General features: G+C 41.1%; 8 protein-coding genes and 2 pseudogenes. 8 read left to right on the top strand and 2 right to left on the bottom strand.

Features of this window, described 5'->3' with window-relative positions; genetic code table 11:
- Positions 1-21 precede the first annotated feature (21 nt).
- From RHS_RS07770 to RHS_RS07745, 7 genes are all read left to right on the top strand, one after another.
- Complete coding sequence (locus tag RHS_RS07770; protein ID WP_047832843.1) at positions 22-714, top strand: hypothetical protein; 693 nt, start codon at positions 22-24, stop codon at positions 712-714.
- 175 nt (positions 715-889) lie between these two features.
- A complete protein-coding gene (locus RHS_RS07765) occupies positions 890-4,204 on the top strand; it encodes a hypothetical protein (RefSeq protein WP_047832842.1) in 3,315 nt (1,104 codons plus the stop codon).
- On the top strand, positions 4,204-14,343 hold the full coding sequence (locus RHS_RS07760) for a hypothetical protein (protein ID WP_047832841.1): 10,140 nt from the start codon (positions 4,204-4,206) through the stop codon (positions 14,341-14,343). The genes RHS_RS07765 and RHS_RS07760 overlap by 1 nt, the downstream gene beginning before the upstream one ends.
- 146 nt (positions 14,344-14,489) lie before the next feature.
- Positions 14,490-14,666 carry a hypothetical protein gene (locus RHS_RS30540; protein ID WP_395021743.1) on the top strand — a complete coding sequence of 59 codons (177 nt, stop codon included), beginning with the start codon at positions 14,490-14,492 and terminating at the stop codon, positions 14,664-14,666.
- Positions 14,667-14,668: 2 nt separating this feature from the next.
- The gene (locus tag RHS_RS07755) at positions 14,669-16,228 is read left to right on the top strand and encodes a response regulator (protein WP_047832840.1); all 1,560 of its coding nucleotides are present in this window, start codon (positions 14,669-14,671) and stop codon (positions 16,226-16,228) included.
- Position 16,229: 1 nt separating this feature from the next.
- Complete coding sequence (locus RHS_RS07750; protein ID WP_047832839.1) at positions 16,230-17,936, top strand: histidine kinase; 1,707 nt, start codon at positions 16,230-16,232, stop codon at positions 17,934-17,936.
- Positions 17,937-18,061: 125 nt separating this feature from the next.
- On the top strand, positions 18,062-18,955 hold the full coding sequence (locus RHS_RS07745; RefSeq protein WP_395021740.1) for a nucleoside hydrolase: 894 nt from the start codon (positions 18,062-18,064) through the stop codon (positions 18,953-18,955).
- Here RHS_RS07745 and RHS_RS30535 read toward each other — a convergent pair.
- Positions 18,942-19,028: pseudogene (locus tag RHS_RS30535) on the bottom strand (DUF6783 domain-containing protein); the annotation flags it as partial. The gene RHS_RS07745 and the pseudogene RHS_RS30535 overlap by 14 nt on opposite strands.
- Between RHS_RS30535 and RHS_RS30530 the strand changes: the two are divergent.
- Positions 19,023-19,148, top strand: a pseudogene (locus tag RHS_RS30530) (DUF6783 domain-containing protein); the annotation flags it as partial. The pseudogenes RHS_RS30535 and RHS_RS30530 sit on opposite strands and share 6 nt — an antisense overlap.
- A 20-nt stretch (positions 19,149-19,168) precedes the next feature.
- On the opposite strand, the gene RHS_RS07740 reads toward RHS_RS30530, so the two are convergent.
- Entirely contained in the window at positions 19,169-19,852 is a 684-nt protein-coding gene (locus RHS_RS07740; protein WP_395021738.1) for a flavin reductase family protein, read from the bottom strand.
- Positions 19,853-20,187 lie beyond the last annotated feature (335 nt).

Here is a 20,187-nt window from a genome sequence, read left to right as displayed (position 1 = left end):
TAAAAATTAGGAGGATTTACTATGAAGGCAAATGTTTTGAAGAAAGAGAGTGTAAACATTAAATTAAATAAAATCAATGGCGATCATGCGAGACTGGATTATCATGTACTAATGGAAACGATGCCTGGAACAGATAAGAACTATTTTGCGATATGGCCGGCAGATGACAGTGTGAAAGGACCTGCGATACCATGGAGAAAGCAGCCGTTAAAAACTTATGTAATGCAATCAGATTATCAAGATGGAACAATCACCATGGAGGATTTAAATTTATTTGAAAGAGGATATATTATAGGATATTCTCTTGCTGCTTACAACCCGGGTTCTCAAACGAACAATTTTTGTTCAACGGTTTATGTTTCTTCCTTAACTTCAGGTGCAGAAGTTATTAATAAATCTATCTGCATTGATGTATATTCGGTTGCACCAACCTCTGTTATGATTAAATATGATACTTGTGTAAATTATCGTCCAAATGACAATGGAAACTGGATTGGAATATGGGATGCGTTAAATGATTTATATGTAGATTTACCCAAATGTGCATCCAGAGTGGAAAGCAATACTCAGTCAGGGGAAATTGCGTTGGATGGCTTTCCTGTAGTAGCTGGACATAGTTACATAGTGGGCTATTTCACAGACGGATGGAATGTTAAAATGAGTGCTTTATCCCGCAGCGGTTTAGCTGCTATTACAACCTTCACGGCTGAATAAAAGGCTGAAGTAAGATAGTGGAGGATATATAGGTTATATGTCGGCATAGTGAAAACGCCATAAAAGTAATCATCTCATACTTTTATTGGCGTTTTGGTTTTTATTCCATCTGAAATTAGATAATGGGCAAGTATTGCCGGAAAGGAGACGGTCATGCGGTTTAGAAAATATGACAATGAGCTGTTATACAGCTTACGAAGAGGAAAATAGGGCTGAAGCATTTCTGTTCTTGATGGGAGAGGAGTGTGGGCCAGAGGAGATATCATTAGAGGAAGCATTCCTTGACAGGGATAATTTAGGAATCAGCTTCTGGTTTCCAGGGGGGCAGTTCCCACTATCACCGGAAGAAGCAGATAAGATTCGTGAGCAGATGAAAAGTGTTCTTTTGGCAAATAACACGATTAAGAGGGCTATATTCTGGCTATGTGATGGAAAAGAACCATTAGCGGAGAATATGACCAGACTTGGTCTTATAACAGAAAAGAATGAGGAAGCATTTACCTATGGAAACTGTCAGTTCCCGATAGTCGATAATCTTCGGTTTGAGATTAAGAGCTATGCAAAGATAAAAATAGCACAAGACATAGTCAGCTTACATAATACACAAAGCAGGGACAACGTATTTGACTTTCTACCTGGATTAAAAAAAGGTGATTATAATATTTTCAACTGTGGAATTTCATTTGAGAAAGGATGCTGCGGCTGTCTTGTATTTAACATGGATATTATGATGTCGGAATTTTTAAAAGAACTGACACCTGGATTAGAGTACAGCTATGTGACAGAAGGAGTGGAAGAAAGTGTATACACCCCCCTTTATCGAATGAATGAAATAGAACCGAAGGATTTTCTGCTTTCCCTCTGTGTAATGATAGATCCTTGTGACATTTGCAATGAACAGAGGCAGCCGTCGGGACAGATGTCAGATTATAGAAATCATCGAACGGTGCTGAATGTTATGAATGAAAAATCTGATACGCCCTTTCCTACAAACATCACTACAATTTATGGAGAAACGGTTTATCTGGATTTTGTAAATGAAGAAGACAGCCACTATCCGTCAAGATTTACATTCTCAAAGACGAAGCAGGATAAGCATCACAGGCTCTGTCCGGAGGGAGAATTTTATCTGTATGGCACAGTAGGAGCAAAAGAGGTATCACTTTTATGCGGAAGGAACGCAACAGAATATCTGCAGCTTCAGGCAGGGGAGAAAATCCGTTTTCTTTCAGGACAAAATGCTCATGCACCAATCGTGGAAGGAAGGGCATTTCAGGTTGGAGAAGATTATGATGCAAACGCATCGAATCTTACAAGGGCATTTAGAACCTCCTGGATAGGTGTAACTGAAGGAAAATATGTGTCTGAGCCGCCTGGGTTTGCACTTTATGGCATGGAACAGGACTCTATGTCGGAAATATTGGTGCATCAGCCGCCGTCTATCCTTCTGCGTGAAACAAAAGAGGGGATTTGTTTTCCTGTGATGCCTTATAAGCAGGCTTTAGTTCGTGATAAACAGAAACTGGAAAAGCTTGAGGATAATATTTTGACAAATGTGCGTCAAAAGCAGATTGGAAAATACGGTTGTGAAAGGTGTATTTCCGGAAACGGGAATACTTTGGAGAATACCACTATAGTGACACCGTCAGGATTCTTAGCAATTATGGAAGGAAACCGGTTTAGAAATATCAGGCTTACAAATGGAGAAGGGGAGGATGGCATTTGTTTTTGCAATCCTGCTGAGGAGTTAGTGCAGGTTTTTCAGTCTCCAAGTCTGTGCCTGGTGGCAGTAAATTCTGAGTATTTGGGAGAAATGGATGATGAAGCCAATACTGCCTGTTTTCGGAATGTGTGCAGCATACAGGATTGGACATTCCGGGCACAAGTGGGGTTTGACTGCAAATATGGCAGCTATGGGGGAGTAATGATCATCAAAGGATGCAAAGGAAAATTATTTGACCCGGATGATTTGAAGGAAAAGAAGAAAAAGCGAAGCTTGATTAGTTGTATAGATGCATGGACCTGTCGCGGTGAATTCTCTTCTCCGGTAACCAATGCAGGAAGTAAGGGTGATATGTCACAGCAGCCGTTACTGATGAAATGGATTGAGAATTATTTTAAAGATGCATATGAACAAACAGACCAGGAATATTTTTCACAGTTTTGTGATGTTATAACGGATGAAAACTGGCAGGGAGTACTGTTTTTGCGACTTCCGCTGGAAGCAGAAAACATGCCCGCACAGATGGCAGGGCTTCTGTCTGGTGCAGCAAATGCAGAGAAGCTATGTGTTCATCATTTAGGAATCACTTTGAATACTATAAGTGTGGAGAATGGACAGATAAAGCAGGATAAGAATAGTTCCTTATTCGGATTGATTTGTTACCGGGATACGAATCTGGGACAGGGAAAGGTAGAGGCAGTTTTGCCAAAGGATTTTGGGAACGAAGAATTTCGTCTGTTGGAATTAAAAGTGCTGTTTCGGGATTCGGCTGTGGTAAAGCAGTCCTGTAAAGCGCAGATTTCATTTGCCCGATTGTTTGGTTCATCAGTTAAGGCTATGAAGGACGGAAATCCGTATCGTGCATTGCTGTTGGAAGGCCATTACCAGTTGAGAGATGGAGCAGAAGTATTTTTACTGCAAAACAAAGAAACCGGTACATTTGAATTGGACAGCAATATTTTAAAGGTAGTACGCGTTACAGATGTGGAAATGATTTCCCCCACTTTTGACTGTACCCGCTTTGCGTTAAGCGGAAGTTTACACTTCCATACCGTCCCAGTTATTTCAGATTCTGAGATTATGGTTGATTTGTTCTCGTTTGGAGAGGAAAGCAAAAGCGGTTTGATTTTTTCCCATGCGGAACTGGAAATGAAGCTAAAAGAGAATGTCCAGGAATTTACTTTCTTTGTAGGCAGTACACAATTTGATTTATTAAAAAGCGAGCCAGGAATACATAGTCTTTGTTCGCAGCTGCATCTTCAGCTACTGGACATGGTGGATGGCAATATAAATGGGTGGAAGGGGGACGGGTATGCAAAAGTTATACCCTGTGTACGTTTTTCGGAAGAAGGAGAGGGTTCCTGGATAGGTCTGGAGTGGAAGGCTGAGCTTGGATCTATAGGGGAATTGGCTGGAAAAGCAGGCCTGAAGAGCCAGCTTCTTTTGGCATGGAATACAGAGAGTAACGGTGAAAGTATAAAAGCTTTTATGGGAATAAAAATGCCAGGGACCGGAAAAACGGAAGATTTCTTTCTGCAGAATATACTAAGGCTTTCCATTGGCTCTGTACGTCTTGCATATGATAAAGAAAATCAGTCATTTATTCTGATGCTCAACGAGGTCGCAGTGAAGGCTTTTGGAATTGGTAAACTGCCTCCCAATGGAAATATTAGTTTTTACCTGTTTGGTTCCGGAGCGGAAATCAGGGAAAAGGGAGTTGGCTGGTATGGATTTTATCATACGGAGAAAGGGAAGGGGGTAGAGTGATGCCTATAAAAATTACGGAATTTATTGAAAAGGTGCTGTTAGCTGCAGATGCAGAAGAGAGAAAATTGTACAATAAGATGCTTGCGAAAATGCAAAAAGAGATGCATAAACCTGACCGTACAATGAGAATATTAATATGTAATTCTCCAAATTTTGGCCATCAGGCGAATACGATTCATGTTATGAGGCATTTTTTGCGTAAATTTAAGCCTACAGGTAAAATTGAAGTAGTTTACGATGATGATCATATTAATGATCAGCTTTATGGCAGTATGCGGGAAAAGCTGCAAATACTGGTTCCGTTTTTTAATAAGGAAATACCGGATAGGCAAACGGTGAATATGGAAGGGGTATCAGTACGTTTTATTCCTTTCGTTTATGGTCGTACAAAACTTAATATGATGAATTATGGTCTTACTGGTGGGTTTGATTACGATGACATAATGATGAATGAAGAGTTTATTACAGAGATGTTTTGGAAACTACAGCCATATAAGTGGAATCGTCCAAGTGCTTTTTATGAAGAGCAGACGTTCAGTTTTGATAAAATATCAGAAAATGTGGCAAGTGGTCCATTTTCTGATATGGTTTATAGCTATGAACCGGTAGATTATACATTAACGAATGAGGTGCTGTATTGGTATACAGGACCGTTTTCCGGGGAAAAACTTCGGCAAAATACTGTTTTGGCAAAGTGTTTGTTTGAAACAAAAATTTCTGAAAAACTCTTGTGGCCTATTTATGGAATTCATGCAATGAAAGCGTTCAGTATTATTCCAGAGCTACTCCTTAAGTTTATAATAAGTGGTCTTCTTACTGCCAGAAGCTTAAAAAAACCAGTCCTGATGGTATTGCTTTGTGATTTCAAAGATGATACAGTGACGCTAATAGAGTTTTTAACCTCATTCCTACTAAAAGATGTTGAAAAAGCTAAAGAGGTTTTGAAACAATACATTGATGAAATAAAGTATTTAAGAGATGTTTCTAGAGATAATAGTAATGCTAATGTGTTTAATTTTACAGATCCAATTCTAGATAGTATTCCGGAGACAATAACGTCAATATATAGTATGTTTGACAATCTGGATAATATTAAAATTTATTCGACCATCACAGAAACATTAATAACGGAGATAAATCAGGATACAAGCATTTCCATCCATGTTCTGTTCCTGGGAAATGTACCAATTCCTGTATTTCAGAAATTTTTTTCCGAAGCTGATTTGCCGCCAGTATTTGAGGGACAGGGGACATCTAGCATGATGATTTCTTCGGGAAAACCATTTATACAATTTAACGGCGGGAATAATGGAGGTATTAATAACTATAATGTATTTAGGGTTCCTGAAGATATATCACAAACTCTTCAGAAGAATGCGTCAATGTTGATCCCACTCAGTGTAAATAAAGAAGATTTGGGAACTAGTATTATGAGGTTTAGCTTATTTCTAAATGACTGTTACAATGATATATACAAAAACTATTTCCAGCATATTTCCCAACAATCAAGAAATATAGTAAATGATAAATTTCTTATGGGAATGATAACAGGCTGGGGATTAGTAAGAGGAGAAATTGTAAATCGTAAAAAAAATGTCATGCCAGAGGTACTGGATGATATATTACAGCAATTGAAAGAAGCTGCGTCCAGTGGGCTGCTGGACGTGGATCGTGTTTTTACTGAAACCAGTCTGCAGTCTTCCCTGAAGGATATTCTGGGTGAAATCAGAATTACAGGCGATTCCATGGAGGCAATTCCGGAATATTGTGAAGGGATTTTGAGTAAAGTAATACTTCGAAACGCACGTACAGAAGTATATGGCATCGATATGGATGCAGAACTGGAATTTGTTCAGGCTATGGATGGATGGTCAATGGAATCTACTTTTCGTTGTGAATCATTGGAGACATGGGAGTTTCTTCCATGGGTGCATATACAACAGATAGGATTCGAAATGACTGTCGCGGAAAATGGCCTGCCTCCGTATGGGGCGATTACAGGTCGTATTGGAGAAATCGAGACAAAATTCCGACTGTTATATCCCACCAGAAACGGAAAATGGGATTTGGAGGCCAGATTTGATACGCCACAAACCGCCATGGATATATTCTTTAAACTGTCCGGAAATCTGAATTTTTTAGAATCTCTCCCGCCAGGATTAAAAGAATTGTCAGGAATTGGTGTGGACAGATTACGTTTTCTATATGACACCAATGAAGAAAAACTGCAAGAAATAATTATCGGACTATCTGCAAAAGAAGAATGGATTTTTCACCAAAATCCGAACCTGTCTGTGAAGCCGTCTGTGGAGCTGAATATTTTAAATCCCACAAGCTTTGATACAAGAAGCATAAGCGGCAAGGTTACCGGGGTTTTTCGCATTGGCGATGGGGAAGCTGCCGGGGAATTGTCGGTAACAGCATGCTACCCACCATTTAAAATTCAGGCTCAACTTATCAAAAATAATATATTTTTCACGGATCTTCTGCGTATGTTCTTACCTCATGCGCAAATCAGTACTTCCCTGGCAATCAGTGCATTACAGATGTATATAGAGCCTGAAATGAAAAGTTATTCTATATATGGAGCAATTGATACAGACCTGGAAGTAGCGGAAGGGTTTATAATTACCGGCCTGTCAGCAGGTGTATTTAATACCAGTGGAGAGGTTATGGCCAGCCTGAAGGGAACCATGCAGTTTCTTCCGAAAACAGCAAACTTTTTATTGCGTCTGGAGGCAAACTACCATACCGGAGCAGGATTTCGATTTATGGGGACTTTGGAGAGCGGTGGAGAAGCAAAAGTTTCGGATTTAATAGCAGAATATGCTCCACAGCAGATTACCCTGGCATCAGACGAAAATACCCCTCAATTCCCCCTGGGTAAGATACAGGCAGTATTTGAGACAGAATCAAAAAGGTGGAGTTTTGAAGCAGGGTCTAAGGAGCCGTGGAAAATACAGGCGCTGAATGATTTGAAATTGTCTGCTAAAGTGAAAATCGGAACAATTCCGCCACAAGGACAAGAAACGGGAATGGAAGAAAAAGATCCTTTTTTTGCTTCTGTATGGGCAGAGTTTTCATGGGAAAATGTAGACTTAATTATATGGTATAATTATTCAGGAATTCAGAAGGACTATGGTCTGGGTATTACTTGTAAAGGAATCGGTAGTGCATCACTGACGCCGGATGAAGGGGGTGGGCACAAAGCGGAAATAGAGCTGGAACCGACATTGACAGTAGGGGATCTGATAAGGCAAATGATTACCTGGTGTACGGGAAGTCCATTCGGACTTGAGGAACCATGGAATTTATTAGAGAAAATTCCACTTGGTGGCATGAAGCTGATCTATCATTTTAGAACAAAAGAAGTAGAATTTTTCTGGGATATTGGGTTGATAGACTTAGGGATTGCCCGGATAGACAGCATCAGATTTACATATGCTTCTGATTCCAATGATTCCGGGAGAAAAGGACTGTTTGTAGATATAAAAGGTTCTTTTATATGGGATAAGGGAGAATCCATGAGATGGGATGCCAGTAAACCCGGACAAGCTCCCGTACCGCCTGCATCGGGTACTTCTTACTTTACTTTGCGGACGCTGGCAATGGGGCAGCATTTATGGATACCTGGATTAGACAGCCCCGGTTCGGTAGAAAAAGCAATGGAAGCAGTTGAACAGAGTTTTCAGCCGGCAACGGAAGAAAAACTTCCTCCTGTATCTTATTGCGCAAAGAGCTCATGGCTGTTTGCAGCTGATTTTGGCATACTGAAAGAAAAGGGAGAAACTGCATATATGATCGATGCCCAGGTGGTATTCAATGATCCTGATATTTATGCTTTGCGTCTGCGTCTGAACGGAACGGCAGCAAAAGTATTTAAAGGTCTGGATGTGCAGGTATTGTATCGGAAAGTGACGTCTTCCATTGGTGTATTTCAAGCGGAAGTCACATTGCCGGACAAAATCCGTTATCTGACCATTGGTGCTTACAGTCTGACATTGCCGGTATTTGGCTTATCCATATATACAAATGGAGACTTTCAGATAGATGTTGGTTTTCCATGGAACGGGGATTTTACCAGATCGATGGCAGTAGAAGCAATCGTTTACCCCGGTATTCCAATTATGGGTGCGGCTGGATTTTATTTTGGGAAATTGTCGGATGAGACGGCAGGCGATGCAATACCCCATACGTCAAAAGGGAGATTTCAGCCGGTGATTATCTTTGGATTTGGTCTGCAGGTTGGCCTTGGCAAATCTGTACATTACGGGATTCTAAGCGCAGGATTTTCGCTTACCGTTTATGCTATATTAGAAGGTGTACTGGCAAAATACAACCCATATCAATCAGCCGTAGAAACGAAAGCAAAAGATGAAATATCAAAGACAACCGATCTTTCAGAAGATTATTATTTCCGTCTGACAGGTACGGCGGGTATTTCAGGTCATTTATTTGGAAGTATTGATTTTGCCATAATCAAAGCAGAGGTGGACATCTCTATTCAGATTGGAGTACAGTTTACTTTTGAGGTATATCGCCCGGTAGTACTAACCGTGATGGCATCGCTGTCTGCTTCATTGTCTCTGCAGATTAATTTAGGGATATTTAAAATTAAAATCCATTTCAGCTTTTCCATAAAGATTAAAGAAAGTTTTCAAATAGGGGAATTTCAGGAAGCACCATGGGATGAGTTAAGGACAGAAAACAGAGGTGTAATAGCTTCGCCGGTGAACAGGCGGCTGAGCAAAATGGCGGAGCCGGGGGATTATTGTTGGAAATTTAATGCCTTAAAAGAAATAGATAAAAAAACGCCTCTTTCAGGATTTTTAATGGTTTCACCGGTATTGGCAGCGGATGAGTGGGGAGAAACAGATGACCGTACCTGTCTGGCGGTAATGCTTCTGCTGGAATCCTTAGAGGCTTTTCCGGCATTAGTTGAAAGATTTGCATGTTTTCTAGTGGCGGCAATTCAGAGGGAAGAAAGCTGTTCTGAGTGGGATGCAAAGAATAAGATTCTTTCAAAAAAGGAACTGGATTGGATGACTGACTTTGGTCTGGCATCTACACAAGAAAATCTTACACCTCTGAGTAAGGACCATATGGAGCGTTTCCTTAAGGAACAATTTGCGGTTACGGTACTATCAAAACCCAAAGAAGATGGCGAAATCAAAGCAGTGTATTTTCCTGTTCCAGGTGGCCTTTCCCTCAGTGTGGGTTCGAAAGTGTCTTCTATGGATTATACGTTTGGAAGTTACAATCAGGTAGCGGAAGGAAAACTATTGTCTCTTCGGAGGATGTTTGATGAGCTTGCGGTTAAGGTTGCTGAGGAAGATTCCAAAAGCACAATGGGAATCAGGGACGGAAATAGATGTTCTATGGGAGAGTTTTTATTTGCGGATTATTTTCTTTTACTGGGAAGGCAGGTGGCGCAGGCGTTAAGGGAACAGCTGCGTAATTATCAGTTCTGGTTGTCCGGTAAGGAAACAATAAAGGAAATATTAACATGGGTTAAAAGTGAAAGTGGTACCGATTATTCAATTTATGATATTATGGCTGGAAATATGGAACATCCATTGGAAAAAGATAAAATATTGGTAATCTCAGAAGGAGAGACATATCAGATTAAGGAAGGAGATACACTGCAGTCCATTATTCGAAGTAAGGGTCTGGAGGCAGAAATGCTTGCCAGAACAGAAAATGAAGCTGTCAGCGGCCTGTTTCATAAAGGTGAGGGAGAATATGCGATATTAAATCTTCCCCATTTGGAGCAGCTTCGGCTCGTGCATCTTCTTGCTGGGATGAAGAGAAACAGATCTGTTGAGCAGATCGCCGGAATGGTATCCAGATATCATATGAATGGCCTTCGAATTCCCACGGAAGGGATTACCCCGTTGGCTGGTGGAATGTGGGTAAAACAGGAGAAGGGGAAATGGATGCTTCCGGAAACGGCGGGCTTGTATGCTCTGACGGGGCAGCAGTTCCAGGTGCCGGCAGACCTTAAAGAGGAACTATATATCCGGTTCAACGCAGCTAATGTTATGTGGCTGGGATTTGAGAACTGGAAGAGTGGTGCTGTAAAAAGTGACAAAACTTATGAAATAATAATAGCACCGAACGATGAAACAGTGAAAAGGCTGTCTTTCTTAAAAGCTGCAGGAAAAGAAGGGGGATTCATGGAAAACTGCCATCTGGACATTTTGGATATGAAGTCTGAACAGCCGGTTACTGCAAGCTTTGCAAATCCGGTGAATTGGAAGCCGGATGCAGGTGTGGTATTGCCCGTTTTGGGAGAAGAAACGGTACAGTTTCAAGCCTATCCTTTACCGGATGGAATGCAGGGAAGCTATTGCCTGTATTATGCAGCTTATGAAGAGGCCCAAGGAGTTCTGAAAAAAGAAAGGGCAGTGAATTATGGATGGGGCACCAGTCTTACATTTTCTGTTTGCAGAAATACGGATAATGTGGAAGGTGCATGCACTTATGAACTGACCGGAATGAAGCAAACACAGATAAAGCAACTGGAGCAGCTATTGGAAAATAGGGAAAAATATTCAATCTGCAATCGGATGATAGGTTACACTTCTAACACCGGGGATCAGTATCAAATGGAATGTGACGGACCAAATGCTGTTGATATGGCAATGCTGAGGCTTAATTTATCAACAGAGACCCATCCTTCAGGCTTGGGAGATCAACAAGATTCTGATATGCAGAAATTTCTGGAGCAGCTTTGGGAAGGCAGTGTGACTAACAGTGGAGGCTATTATCTCTATTATTGGAACAAAGAGAAAAAACGAGGGCTGCCGGAGAGTGCTTTTAAGGAAGACGGGACGGCGAGTATCACACTTGTACTGGTATATGATTCAGCGCAATATAAAGGCGGGGACTACATAAATACCCTGTTATGCGGATACCTGTTAGAAAAAGGAACATTTCCCCTGGCAAGCGCTGATGACGGTCGTGTTACCGTAAGCCCCATGACTGCTCCCGGAGTCCTATCACTGGGCTGTCAGCGATTGAAACCCATAGATACAGGAGACATTCAGAATATTGAGGATGGGAAACATTTTCTGTCCAATCAATTCAGTTTGTTATCCAGCAAGATAGTGGACAACAGAGATTTCAAAGGCAGTAATTACGGAATGCCCTGTGGTCCGCTTGGTGAAGATACTTTGCTTTACAAAACCTCTCTGCCGTACAGTAATTTTACCAAAAAGGAAATTGTGTCAGTTGAAAATCCTGGCAGGTTAAAAGGAACCAGCCCTTATGCAGGTGTCGGTAAAGTATTTCAGGTAGAGAGTGAATGGCTGGATTATTATGGGAACCGCCTGTCAGGAAAAGCAGAAATGTCACAAATTCACACTGGTTATGGTGATAAACTCTATCCCATTTCCACCTGGCCTTCAGTGACTGTCCAATGGGAAGTTCGGAAAATATCAGAGAACCCGGAATTACTTCTTTTACTACAGTTTGATGCTTCCAGGTATGAAGCAGAGGACGGGCAGAGAAATGCAGCGCAGACGTTACGGTTTTATCAGTCTTTATATGATCAACTGATGGATTCAAACGGAATCGATCTGTGTATGGAACATTCCCTGTTAGAAGGAGAGGAAATTCTATTTGAAGAGGAAGAGTGGCAGCAGTTAACAGGGTGGTTGTTTCAGGCGGACGATTCGGTTTCCGGTTATTTGCAGAGTGTGTCATCCGGTGGCCGGCCAGCTGTACCGGTTGAGAAAATTATCAGATTTTCTTTTCAGAATAAAAAAATAAATACAAAAGAATTATTCCCTCTGACAGTAAATCTTGGTATTAAGAGAAGAAGGCAGATTATGATGGAAGGTATGGAGCAGATAGAAGGCATATTAGAGACGAAAAGCAATATACCGCCACATATGATTTTAGATGAATCAGGCACCAGGACTTTAGAGAAATTTGCATTCCATATGGAAGAAGCTTTTAAAGAAGAATATGGGCTTCGGGTGATGGCATCCGGAACGGATTTTAACTGTGCAGACACTTCTTTATATGTGATCCGTCTTGGAAAAAACGGGGTTGGTATTCAGTTCAGGGAAAAACCGGTTATAGGCGTCATTCGGCCTGTATCTAACCGATTATGGAGTAGTGTAAAACCAATACCCATGAAGAGATACACCACAGAAGGCGGACTGGAGCAAAAGCCTGTAAGTGAAAAATCATTTACGGATATAGATGCGGACCGCTGGCTGAAAATTGTCCTGTTGGCGGTGGATGATATGCTTACGCCCAGAAATGCGGCTGCGATTTATTTAGCGGATCAGGCAGGACAGGGACAGGGGGCTTACCTGGAACAAATCCAATTATCGAAAGAACAGCTTGCTAAAAATCTTAGCTATCTGCTGATGCCGGTATTTGCTGATGAAGGGAGAACACTTTCTAAAAAGGCAAGAGAAAGTCTCAGACAAAGGCTGTTAAATAAGCTTGGAAGCTTTTATCAGGTGCATGCCGTTCTGGATTATAAGGCAGAGGTAAATGGCGGGATTGTAGAAAAGGACAGAAAAGCACCTCGTTTCTACGGGCAGGCGGAATTCGAAACGAAAGGATCGGATGTGGACATTATGGTTTCTGACGGAAAAATTGAGCTTGGGAAACCACAGGGACATATGGCGGTATCTGTGTCTGCTCAGGAACTTGCGCGGTCCGGATCAGGCGAAGTAGTATCTAATATTCAGGGAAGATTGGGATATCATATTACCCATGTGGAACATGATGTACATGAGATGAGAAATATAAAGGAATTTGAAGCATCGAAATGGCTTGGATTTGTTACGAAAGAGAATGTGAAAGCTGATATGGGAGAACTGGCAATTCCTATGGTTTTAAGAAGTTATCCGGATTCTCCTTATATGATTAAGCAGGAGGATTTATCTGCTGCGGGAAGTGATAATACCTGTTTAAAAAATGTAAGTCAAGATTACAGCAGGCTCCTTATATGGGACTATTCTTTTACGTATTCGCTGAGTTATCATTATCCTCAGGATGTGATGCATTGCAAAATATTATGGAATCAGCGAGACATAGTAAAAAGTGACGTTTCGAATCTGTTCTTTGAAGCTTTGGCACAGTTTACGGAAGTGTATCCGTATCTTAAGAAGGATATGGACAGAGAAGCAGCCATATTAAGTCCGGAAGGCGACATCAAGCCGGTTCAGAAGATTTTAAGTGCTTTTAGTACTATTTTGAATGAGGTAGCGCAGGCTTCCGAACATCTCCTGACAGTTGAAAAAAGGAATGATGATGCCCAAAACGATTCCTTTCTTATAGCAGAGACATCCGTGGACATAGAGGGCAGAGAAGTTTATATGATAAAACTATTTGGAGAAAAATTAAAAGGCAAAATAATTCCTGAAATTTTGTTGGATACGCAATACTATGAAGCCGTTCCTTATTCAAATACAGAGAAAACAGCACAAAATCTCCTGGGGGATCCAATGGTAAGCTATATTTATAGACGCAAAGACACAGAAGAAGAAGAGTATCTGAGTGCAGCAGATGGTCAGAAGATAAAAGAGAGAACGGTCTGCCTGAGAGGATTGAACTTGCTGGAAATGCAAAATGCCTTAGCTCAGATATCGGTAATACGTAATAGCTGTCTGATGCAGGATTCTTCCCTGGATCAGAACCGGGAGATTGCAGAGCCATTTATTTACAGTACCGGAAATGTAGCTTTTGAAAATCCATACTTTGCTTTCAAGGATATTAGTCAGAAACTGGATATCAAACCGAAAGAAAAAGAATGCCCGATTAGCCACTGTTTTGAAGAACTTTTCAAAGAATTATTCCGGGAGAGTAAGGGAATGGAGATGAAAATTCAGCTGGAGGCAAAATATATCCGAATCATTCAAAATGGGCTGGCACCTATGGAGTTACCGATCTTTCTGCAAACGCCTGTTTGTATAAAGGCAGGAGCTACGGAGAATGTTACGAGAGAATGGGAAAACAGGATTCAGAAATGGATGGAAGAGCATTATGACAATAAACCGGAAGAAAATAGTGCACTGCGATTTGATCTGATCTTATTCTCATCATTAACGCCATTGCCAAAGAAGCTGCTGCGTTTTCAGAATCTATGGTTTTTATACGGAAACCCGGACCTTTAAATTAAATCAAAAAGAGAATTACATAAGAAAAAGTTTTACAACAGGACATCAGATTTTATAAAGTTATTTGATGTCCTGAATTTTTTATGCCCGGGACTCAAAAAGCTGCTCAAAAAATCAATGTTGAATAAGAGGATCAGATATTCATGAAATTTGCAGACTTCACATTTGCTAATGCTTACGATATAATAGGCAGTAACAGCTCTGGTGCCGCCGGTACTGACGGACTTTTGTGGGGGAAGCCTGTCAGAATGAATTATACCAAGGATATTAAAAGAAAGGAAGTTATGGTGTTTGGCTTTTATAAACATCATACAACGTAGATATGAATATTATAATTATTGATGATGAACGCCTGGCTCTGGAGAGTCTGGCAGAGTTAATCGATTGGGAAGCACATGGATATCACCTGGCAGGTTGTCTTAAAAATGGATCCGAAGCACTTCGGATGATGAAAACCCTAAATCCGGATATAGTGATTACGGATATCAGGATGCCGATTATGGACGGAATCGACCTCAGCCGGGAATTGCAAAAGGACTACCCCCATGTAAAAGTAGTTCTGTTAACTGCCTATAAAGACTTCGAGTATGCACAGCAAGCTTTGCGATATGGGGTCACCGAATATTTATTAAAGAATCAGATTACTGAAGAAAAGCTTTTGGAACTTTTGGAACGCCTCTCTGGAGATATTTTAAAAAGCCGTCAGATTAATCTGGCGATTCAGCATAATTATTATCATGATCTGATGGCAGATATTTCTCCCCTTGATGAACTAAAGCCCATTCAGAAAAGAGAAGGAGCATTGCAGGTACTGATCAAGATAAAAGAGCCGTATTTATTGAGCGAGCTGGTATCCTTTCAGATGCCGGAAATTCGTTTGGATAAAGCAGCGTTAGTGGAAGCCGTTGCAGGAATCGGAGAGGTGAAGCTGCAGCAGATATTCGGCTTTGGACAGCAATGCTGGGGATTGTTATTTTCCACAGGACTGCCCGGGGGACAGGTGCCGGGACAAGCCTTGCTGATGGAGCTGTATGGAAGAATGAAAAAATATTTTGGAGAATTATCTCAGTTCGATATTGCGGTCCTGTATGATCATGGCGCGGTTACGCCGCAAAGTATGAAAGAATCCTATCGAAATATGCTTAAGTATATGAAATATAGCATCTTCTTTCAAAGTGCCATGCCCTATGCCAGCCGCAGTATGGAAAAATATTATGAGGATGTGGACAGCAATCACGGCTATGTCCAGGCTGAAATCGCAAAAGCCAAAGCAGCCATACAAAGCGGAGACTATCAGGGGATGAATCAGATCTTCGACCAGCTGAATACCTATTTTAGCAAACCGCGTTTTAATTTAGGAGGCTTTCGGTATGTGTTTCGAAAGATGATAGACTTGCTGGATGCGATTCGCGCCAATAATAATTTAAGCTCATTGATGCAATATATTGCGCTGCACCAGGAGGAGATGGAAGGAATTTCCAGTGTCTGGGAAATCTGGAATTGGATTGTCTGTGAATTTAATAAAATTGGAATTCAGATTGGGTCAAATCCTGGAAGTATCAAGGACAAAAAGATTCTTCATTCTCTTGATTATATTCATAAAAATTATATGAAAAAGATCACAGTAAAAAGTGTGGCGGAAAGTGTGGATCTAAGCGAAGTATATTTTGGCAATCTCTTTAAAAAAGAAACGGGATATACCTTTCTGGAGTATTTAACAATGCATAGAATGGAAGTTGCGAAATATCTGATAGGAGAAGGTAAGTTTAAAGTCTATGAAATTGCGGAGATGACCGGATATACCTCGCCCCAGTACTTTAGCCAGATCTTCCAGAAATCAACAGGATATATGCCAAACGAATATAGCCGCAGAGGTGAGTAACATGAAGATAAGTACGAAGATTTCTTTTTATATTATTATCATAACCCTATTGATCAGCGCCGGCAGCGGAACCATGATTTACCGGTACTTTTCAGATATGATTGTTACACAGCTGAAGCTGGACAATGAAGCAAAGCTGGACCTGGTTGTCCGGGACCTGAATCATATATATGAGGAAGCTTACAAATATGGGCAGTATGTTTCCGTTAATAAAGAAGTGCAACAGTATCTTCTTAAGGATAAGAATCCATCGGTATTTGAATTGTTTTCAGAACACAGTAAGATTCGGCAGAGCTGCAACGAGCTGGTCTTCCTGTCTGAACATATTAACAGTATTGGCATTGTAAAGGATGAAGATGACATTATCTGGACTTATTTACCTTTTGATGATGCCTACACCAGTCAGGACCAAAAGAAATGGTATCAGACTTATATTGAGGGAGGCAGCGGCAAAGGTATTTTTAGTAAGCCCTATTCTTTTCAGGGCAGATACTTAGCCAACACTTTAATCAGCGTGGCTTTTCCCTGCCGTTCTGTTGACCAGGCTGGACAGGAACTTGGTACGATCGTTATTGATATAAACTGGAGCACAGTAGAACAGGTTATTCGGCTCAATCAGGGAACTTTTGATGCCATGACCTATGTAAATGGGGACAAAAGCGTAAGTGTAGGAGATCAGGAGTTAATTGACCAAAGTGAATATAAAGAAAATGAACCTTTGATTTGCCGAAGTGATGACCTGAAGATTGGGGGCAGCCTGACAGCCATTCTGGATTACTCGTATCTGGCGGATTCTGTCAGACCCCGGGCAATGATGCTGGTATTGGTCCTTGGCATTATGGTTGCTCTGATTATTGGAATATTGATACGGGTCATGCTGAATATCACAAAGCCGGTAGCGACCCTGTCCGCAGCGATGCAAAAAGTTGGAGAAGGTGATTTACAGACACATGCAGAAATTGCTACTCATGATGAATTTGAATATCTGGGCAGGGGCTTTAACAATATGGTGGATCAGATAGACCGGCAGGTGAAGGAGACTTTGCAGCATGAAAAGGATAAACATATGCTGGAGCAGGAGGTTCTGATAGCCCAGATAAACCCTCATTTTATTTACAATACGCTGAATACCATTATCCATCTGGCTCGAAAAGAACGAAACGGAGATATTATTACCCTCACCAATTCGTTTATTGAGCTGCTACAGGATGGCATACATCTTTCCCAAAATAAAATTTTCTCAAGCGTTGAGCAGGAATTGCGCATTATCCAAAACTATATGTGCATTCAGAATTATCGTTATAAAGACTTATTTTTGCTGTCTATCAGTTGCCCTGATGAGCTGATGGAGGAGTTAATTCCGGCATCCATCATTCAGCCATTAATGGAAAATGCATTATTTCATGGAATAGCCCCCCTTGGCCTGCCGGGTAAAATCTGGCTGATTCTGGAGGAAGAGGAGCTTCCCTGTCACTGTGGACTGAAAATCTCCGTGATAGATGAAGGGATAGGGATTACTCAGGATCAGGCAGACAGGATATTAACCCATGAGCCTCCAGAACAAAGCGGGCGTAATCACGTTGGCCTGTATAATGTGATAAAACGTCTTGAACTATTGTATGGAACGGATTATACCATACAGATTACACAGCGCGACGGGGGCGGTACAGTGGTTGAAATTGTTATGACTTTGAAACGAGAAGGGTAGTACATAAAACTGTACAGCTCCATTAAAAAAGTGGTTTTACAAACAGAATAGTGGGAATAGCTACTACAATCCTTTTTCTAGACATGATAAAATGATGCAAATATAAAAAGGAAAAGGTGATTATAATGGAATTAACGAAAAGAGTAGTAATTGATACTGATATCGGAGATGATGTGGATGATGCCCTTGCCATTGCTTTGGCAGTTAAGTCCGGGAAACTTCAGGTGGAAGGGGTTACCACGATATGCCGGAATGCCAGCCACAGGGCAGTGTTAGCCGCAAAGGTACTTAAGTCCTGCGGTGCGGATTTCATTCCTGTCTATGAAGGAATCGGTACATTTATAGTTGACCACCATGATGATAACGATCATGAGCTTCCCTGCCTGTGCGAAGAGCTTGATGGCAATTATGTAAAAAATGAAATTCATGCAGTTGACTTTCTGGTGCAGACGCTGAGAAAGTATCCGGATACAACCATCCTGGCAATGGGGCCTTTGACGAATCTGGCGGCTGTGGCATTAATAGCTCCGGAAGTCATGATTGGGACTGACATCATCGTTATGGGAGGGGCATTTGAGTCTCCTTACCAGGAATGGAATATCTATTGTGATCCGGAAGCAGCTGGGATTGTACTGCGTTCAGGGGCAAATATTAAGATGGTTGGATTGGATGTAACCACAAAATGTATCTTAGAAGATGCAGACTTAAAGCGCTTGAAGGACAGTCCCAAAGAAGAAGCCAGATACCTGTCTACATTGATTGAAACCTATAAAAATGCCACCGGAAAAGGAATCATGCTCCATGACCCTCTTGTAATCGGACAGCTGTTAAATCCAAAGCTGCTAAAGTATTCTGCTGTCAGGGCAGAAGTGGAACTGCGGGGAGAGTTTACCCGTGGCAGCCTGATTGTAGAAAAGAATTACTTTGGCGAAGAAGAAAAAATTCCGAATATAGAAGCGGCTGTGGAAGTAGACAGCAAGGGGTTTGCCGAGCTGATGATGAGTGTTATCTGTGGCTAGAGCGTGTTTGAAAATTCATTCCCGCCATCTGCACGCCCCACTTTGCGGCATATTTGCCCCGAATTCAGGTTGCGTAGCCCGCTACGCGCCCTTCATCCGGAACAAATCTCCCACAAACTGTGACGCACAGTTGTCAGAAAGTAATTTTCAAATACGCTCTAAGCCAAAAGTAGTTGAGTCTCTTAGCTTTTAGAGCGTGTTTGAAGAGAATGCTTATTTTGTAATCCAGGGAATTGGGTTGCCTTGCTGTATTATCCCGGGACCAAAAGGTGTTGTTTCTCCTGTTTCTGGATTGGTAGGTTGGTCAATTTGAAACAAATACCCGCTCACCCCGTATCTGCCGAGTTTGTTTTGGTCGTATCGTTCGCTATCCATACAAATATTGACGGATTTCAATGCAACTGCGACTTCCTGACTACCCTCGAAAAGCTCATGTTCCCATAAATATTCACATTCGATATTCAAAAAACACTCTTTAATTCGTGGAGCGTTGACCTTTAAGGCTTTCTCTGCCGTTAAACCGGAGGCGGTGATTTCATCTGTATCAAACTGATTATTACCAATCGTTTTAATACATTGATCGTAAATGTCATTTGAGGGGAAATTTAACACGCATACCCTTGTTTCTTTCAATGATTGATACATATGTCCGCCTTTATGGACTTTTCCCATAATACAGATGAAATTGTCGGCTCCGCTGCCCGCAAAGTTAGTCCAGGATTGTAGACAGGCGTTTTCCTTACCGTTGGATTTCCATCCTGTAACGACGAATACTAACGACGGCATGGCTGTCACAAAATCATACCATGACATATTTCCACAGGCTGTCAAGTATTGTTCAGTTTCATATCCAGCAAGTTTTCCCGGTCTCTCAAAAATAGATATATCCTTCTTCATTATCATTCCTCCCTTTATTTTGAACCTATTAAATTATTTTCATAGTTAATCTCTCATCTATTGACATTATAGCATAACCTCCATCATTATAGTAGCTGCAAACCTATCGGCAACAAATGTCTCTGCCATTTCCCACTCCCCCAAACTTCCGTACACAACATCCATTTACAAAGCATCATAATTCAGTATCCCCCCAATCGTTTTACAATGGTTGAGGGGATTTTTATTTCCATTATAAAAAAGTGGTATTACAAACAAAATAGTGGTAATAGCTACTACAATCTATTTTTTAATAATGCTACAATTATTTTACAAAACAAAGCAGATAACCCAAA

The sequence above is a fragment of the Robinsoniella sp. RHS genome (genome assembly GCF_001029355.1).
Classification (GTDB): domain Bacteria; phylum Bacillota; class Clostridia; order Lachnospirales; family Lachnospiraceae; genus Robinsoniella; species Robinsoniella peoriensis.
Note: the sequence above shows the minus strand (reverse complement) of the source record. Positions and strands in the feature narration are given on the sequence as shown.

Excerpts from the sequence above, each read along its gene's own strand:
- RHS_RS07770 (WP_047832843.1), top strand. The coding sequence starts at position 22 with ATGAAGGCAAATGTTTTGAAGAAAGAGAGTGTAAACATTAAATTAAAT.
- RHS_RS07765 (WP_047832842.1), top strand. The coding sequence starts at position 890 with ATGAGCTGTTATACAGCTTACGAAGAGGAAAATAGGGCTGAAGCATTT.
- RHS_RS07760 (WP_047832841.1), top strand. The coding sequence starts at position 4,204 with ATGCCTATAAAAATTACGGAATTTATTGAAAAGGTGCTGTTAGCTGCA.
- RHS_RS30540 (WP_395021743.1), top strand. The coding sequence starts at position 14,490 with ATGAAATTTGCAGACTTCACATTTGCTAATGCTTACGATATAATAGGC.
- RHS_RS07755 (WP_047832840.1), top strand. The coding sequence starts at position 14,669 with ATGAATATTATAATTATTGATGATGAACGCCTGGCTCTGGAGAGTCTG.
- RHS_RS07750 (WP_047832839.1), top strand. The coding sequence starts at position 16,230 with ATGAAGATAAGTACGAAGATTTCTTTTTATATTATTATCATAACCCTA.
- RHS_RS07745 (WP_395021740.1), top strand. The coding sequence starts at position 18,062 with ATGGAATTAACGAAAAGAGTAGTAATTGATACTGATATCGGAGATGAT.
- RHS_RS07740 (WP_395021738.1), bottom strand. The coding sequence starts at position 19,852 with ATGAAGAAGGATATATCTATTTTTGAGAGACCGGGAAAACTTGCTGGA.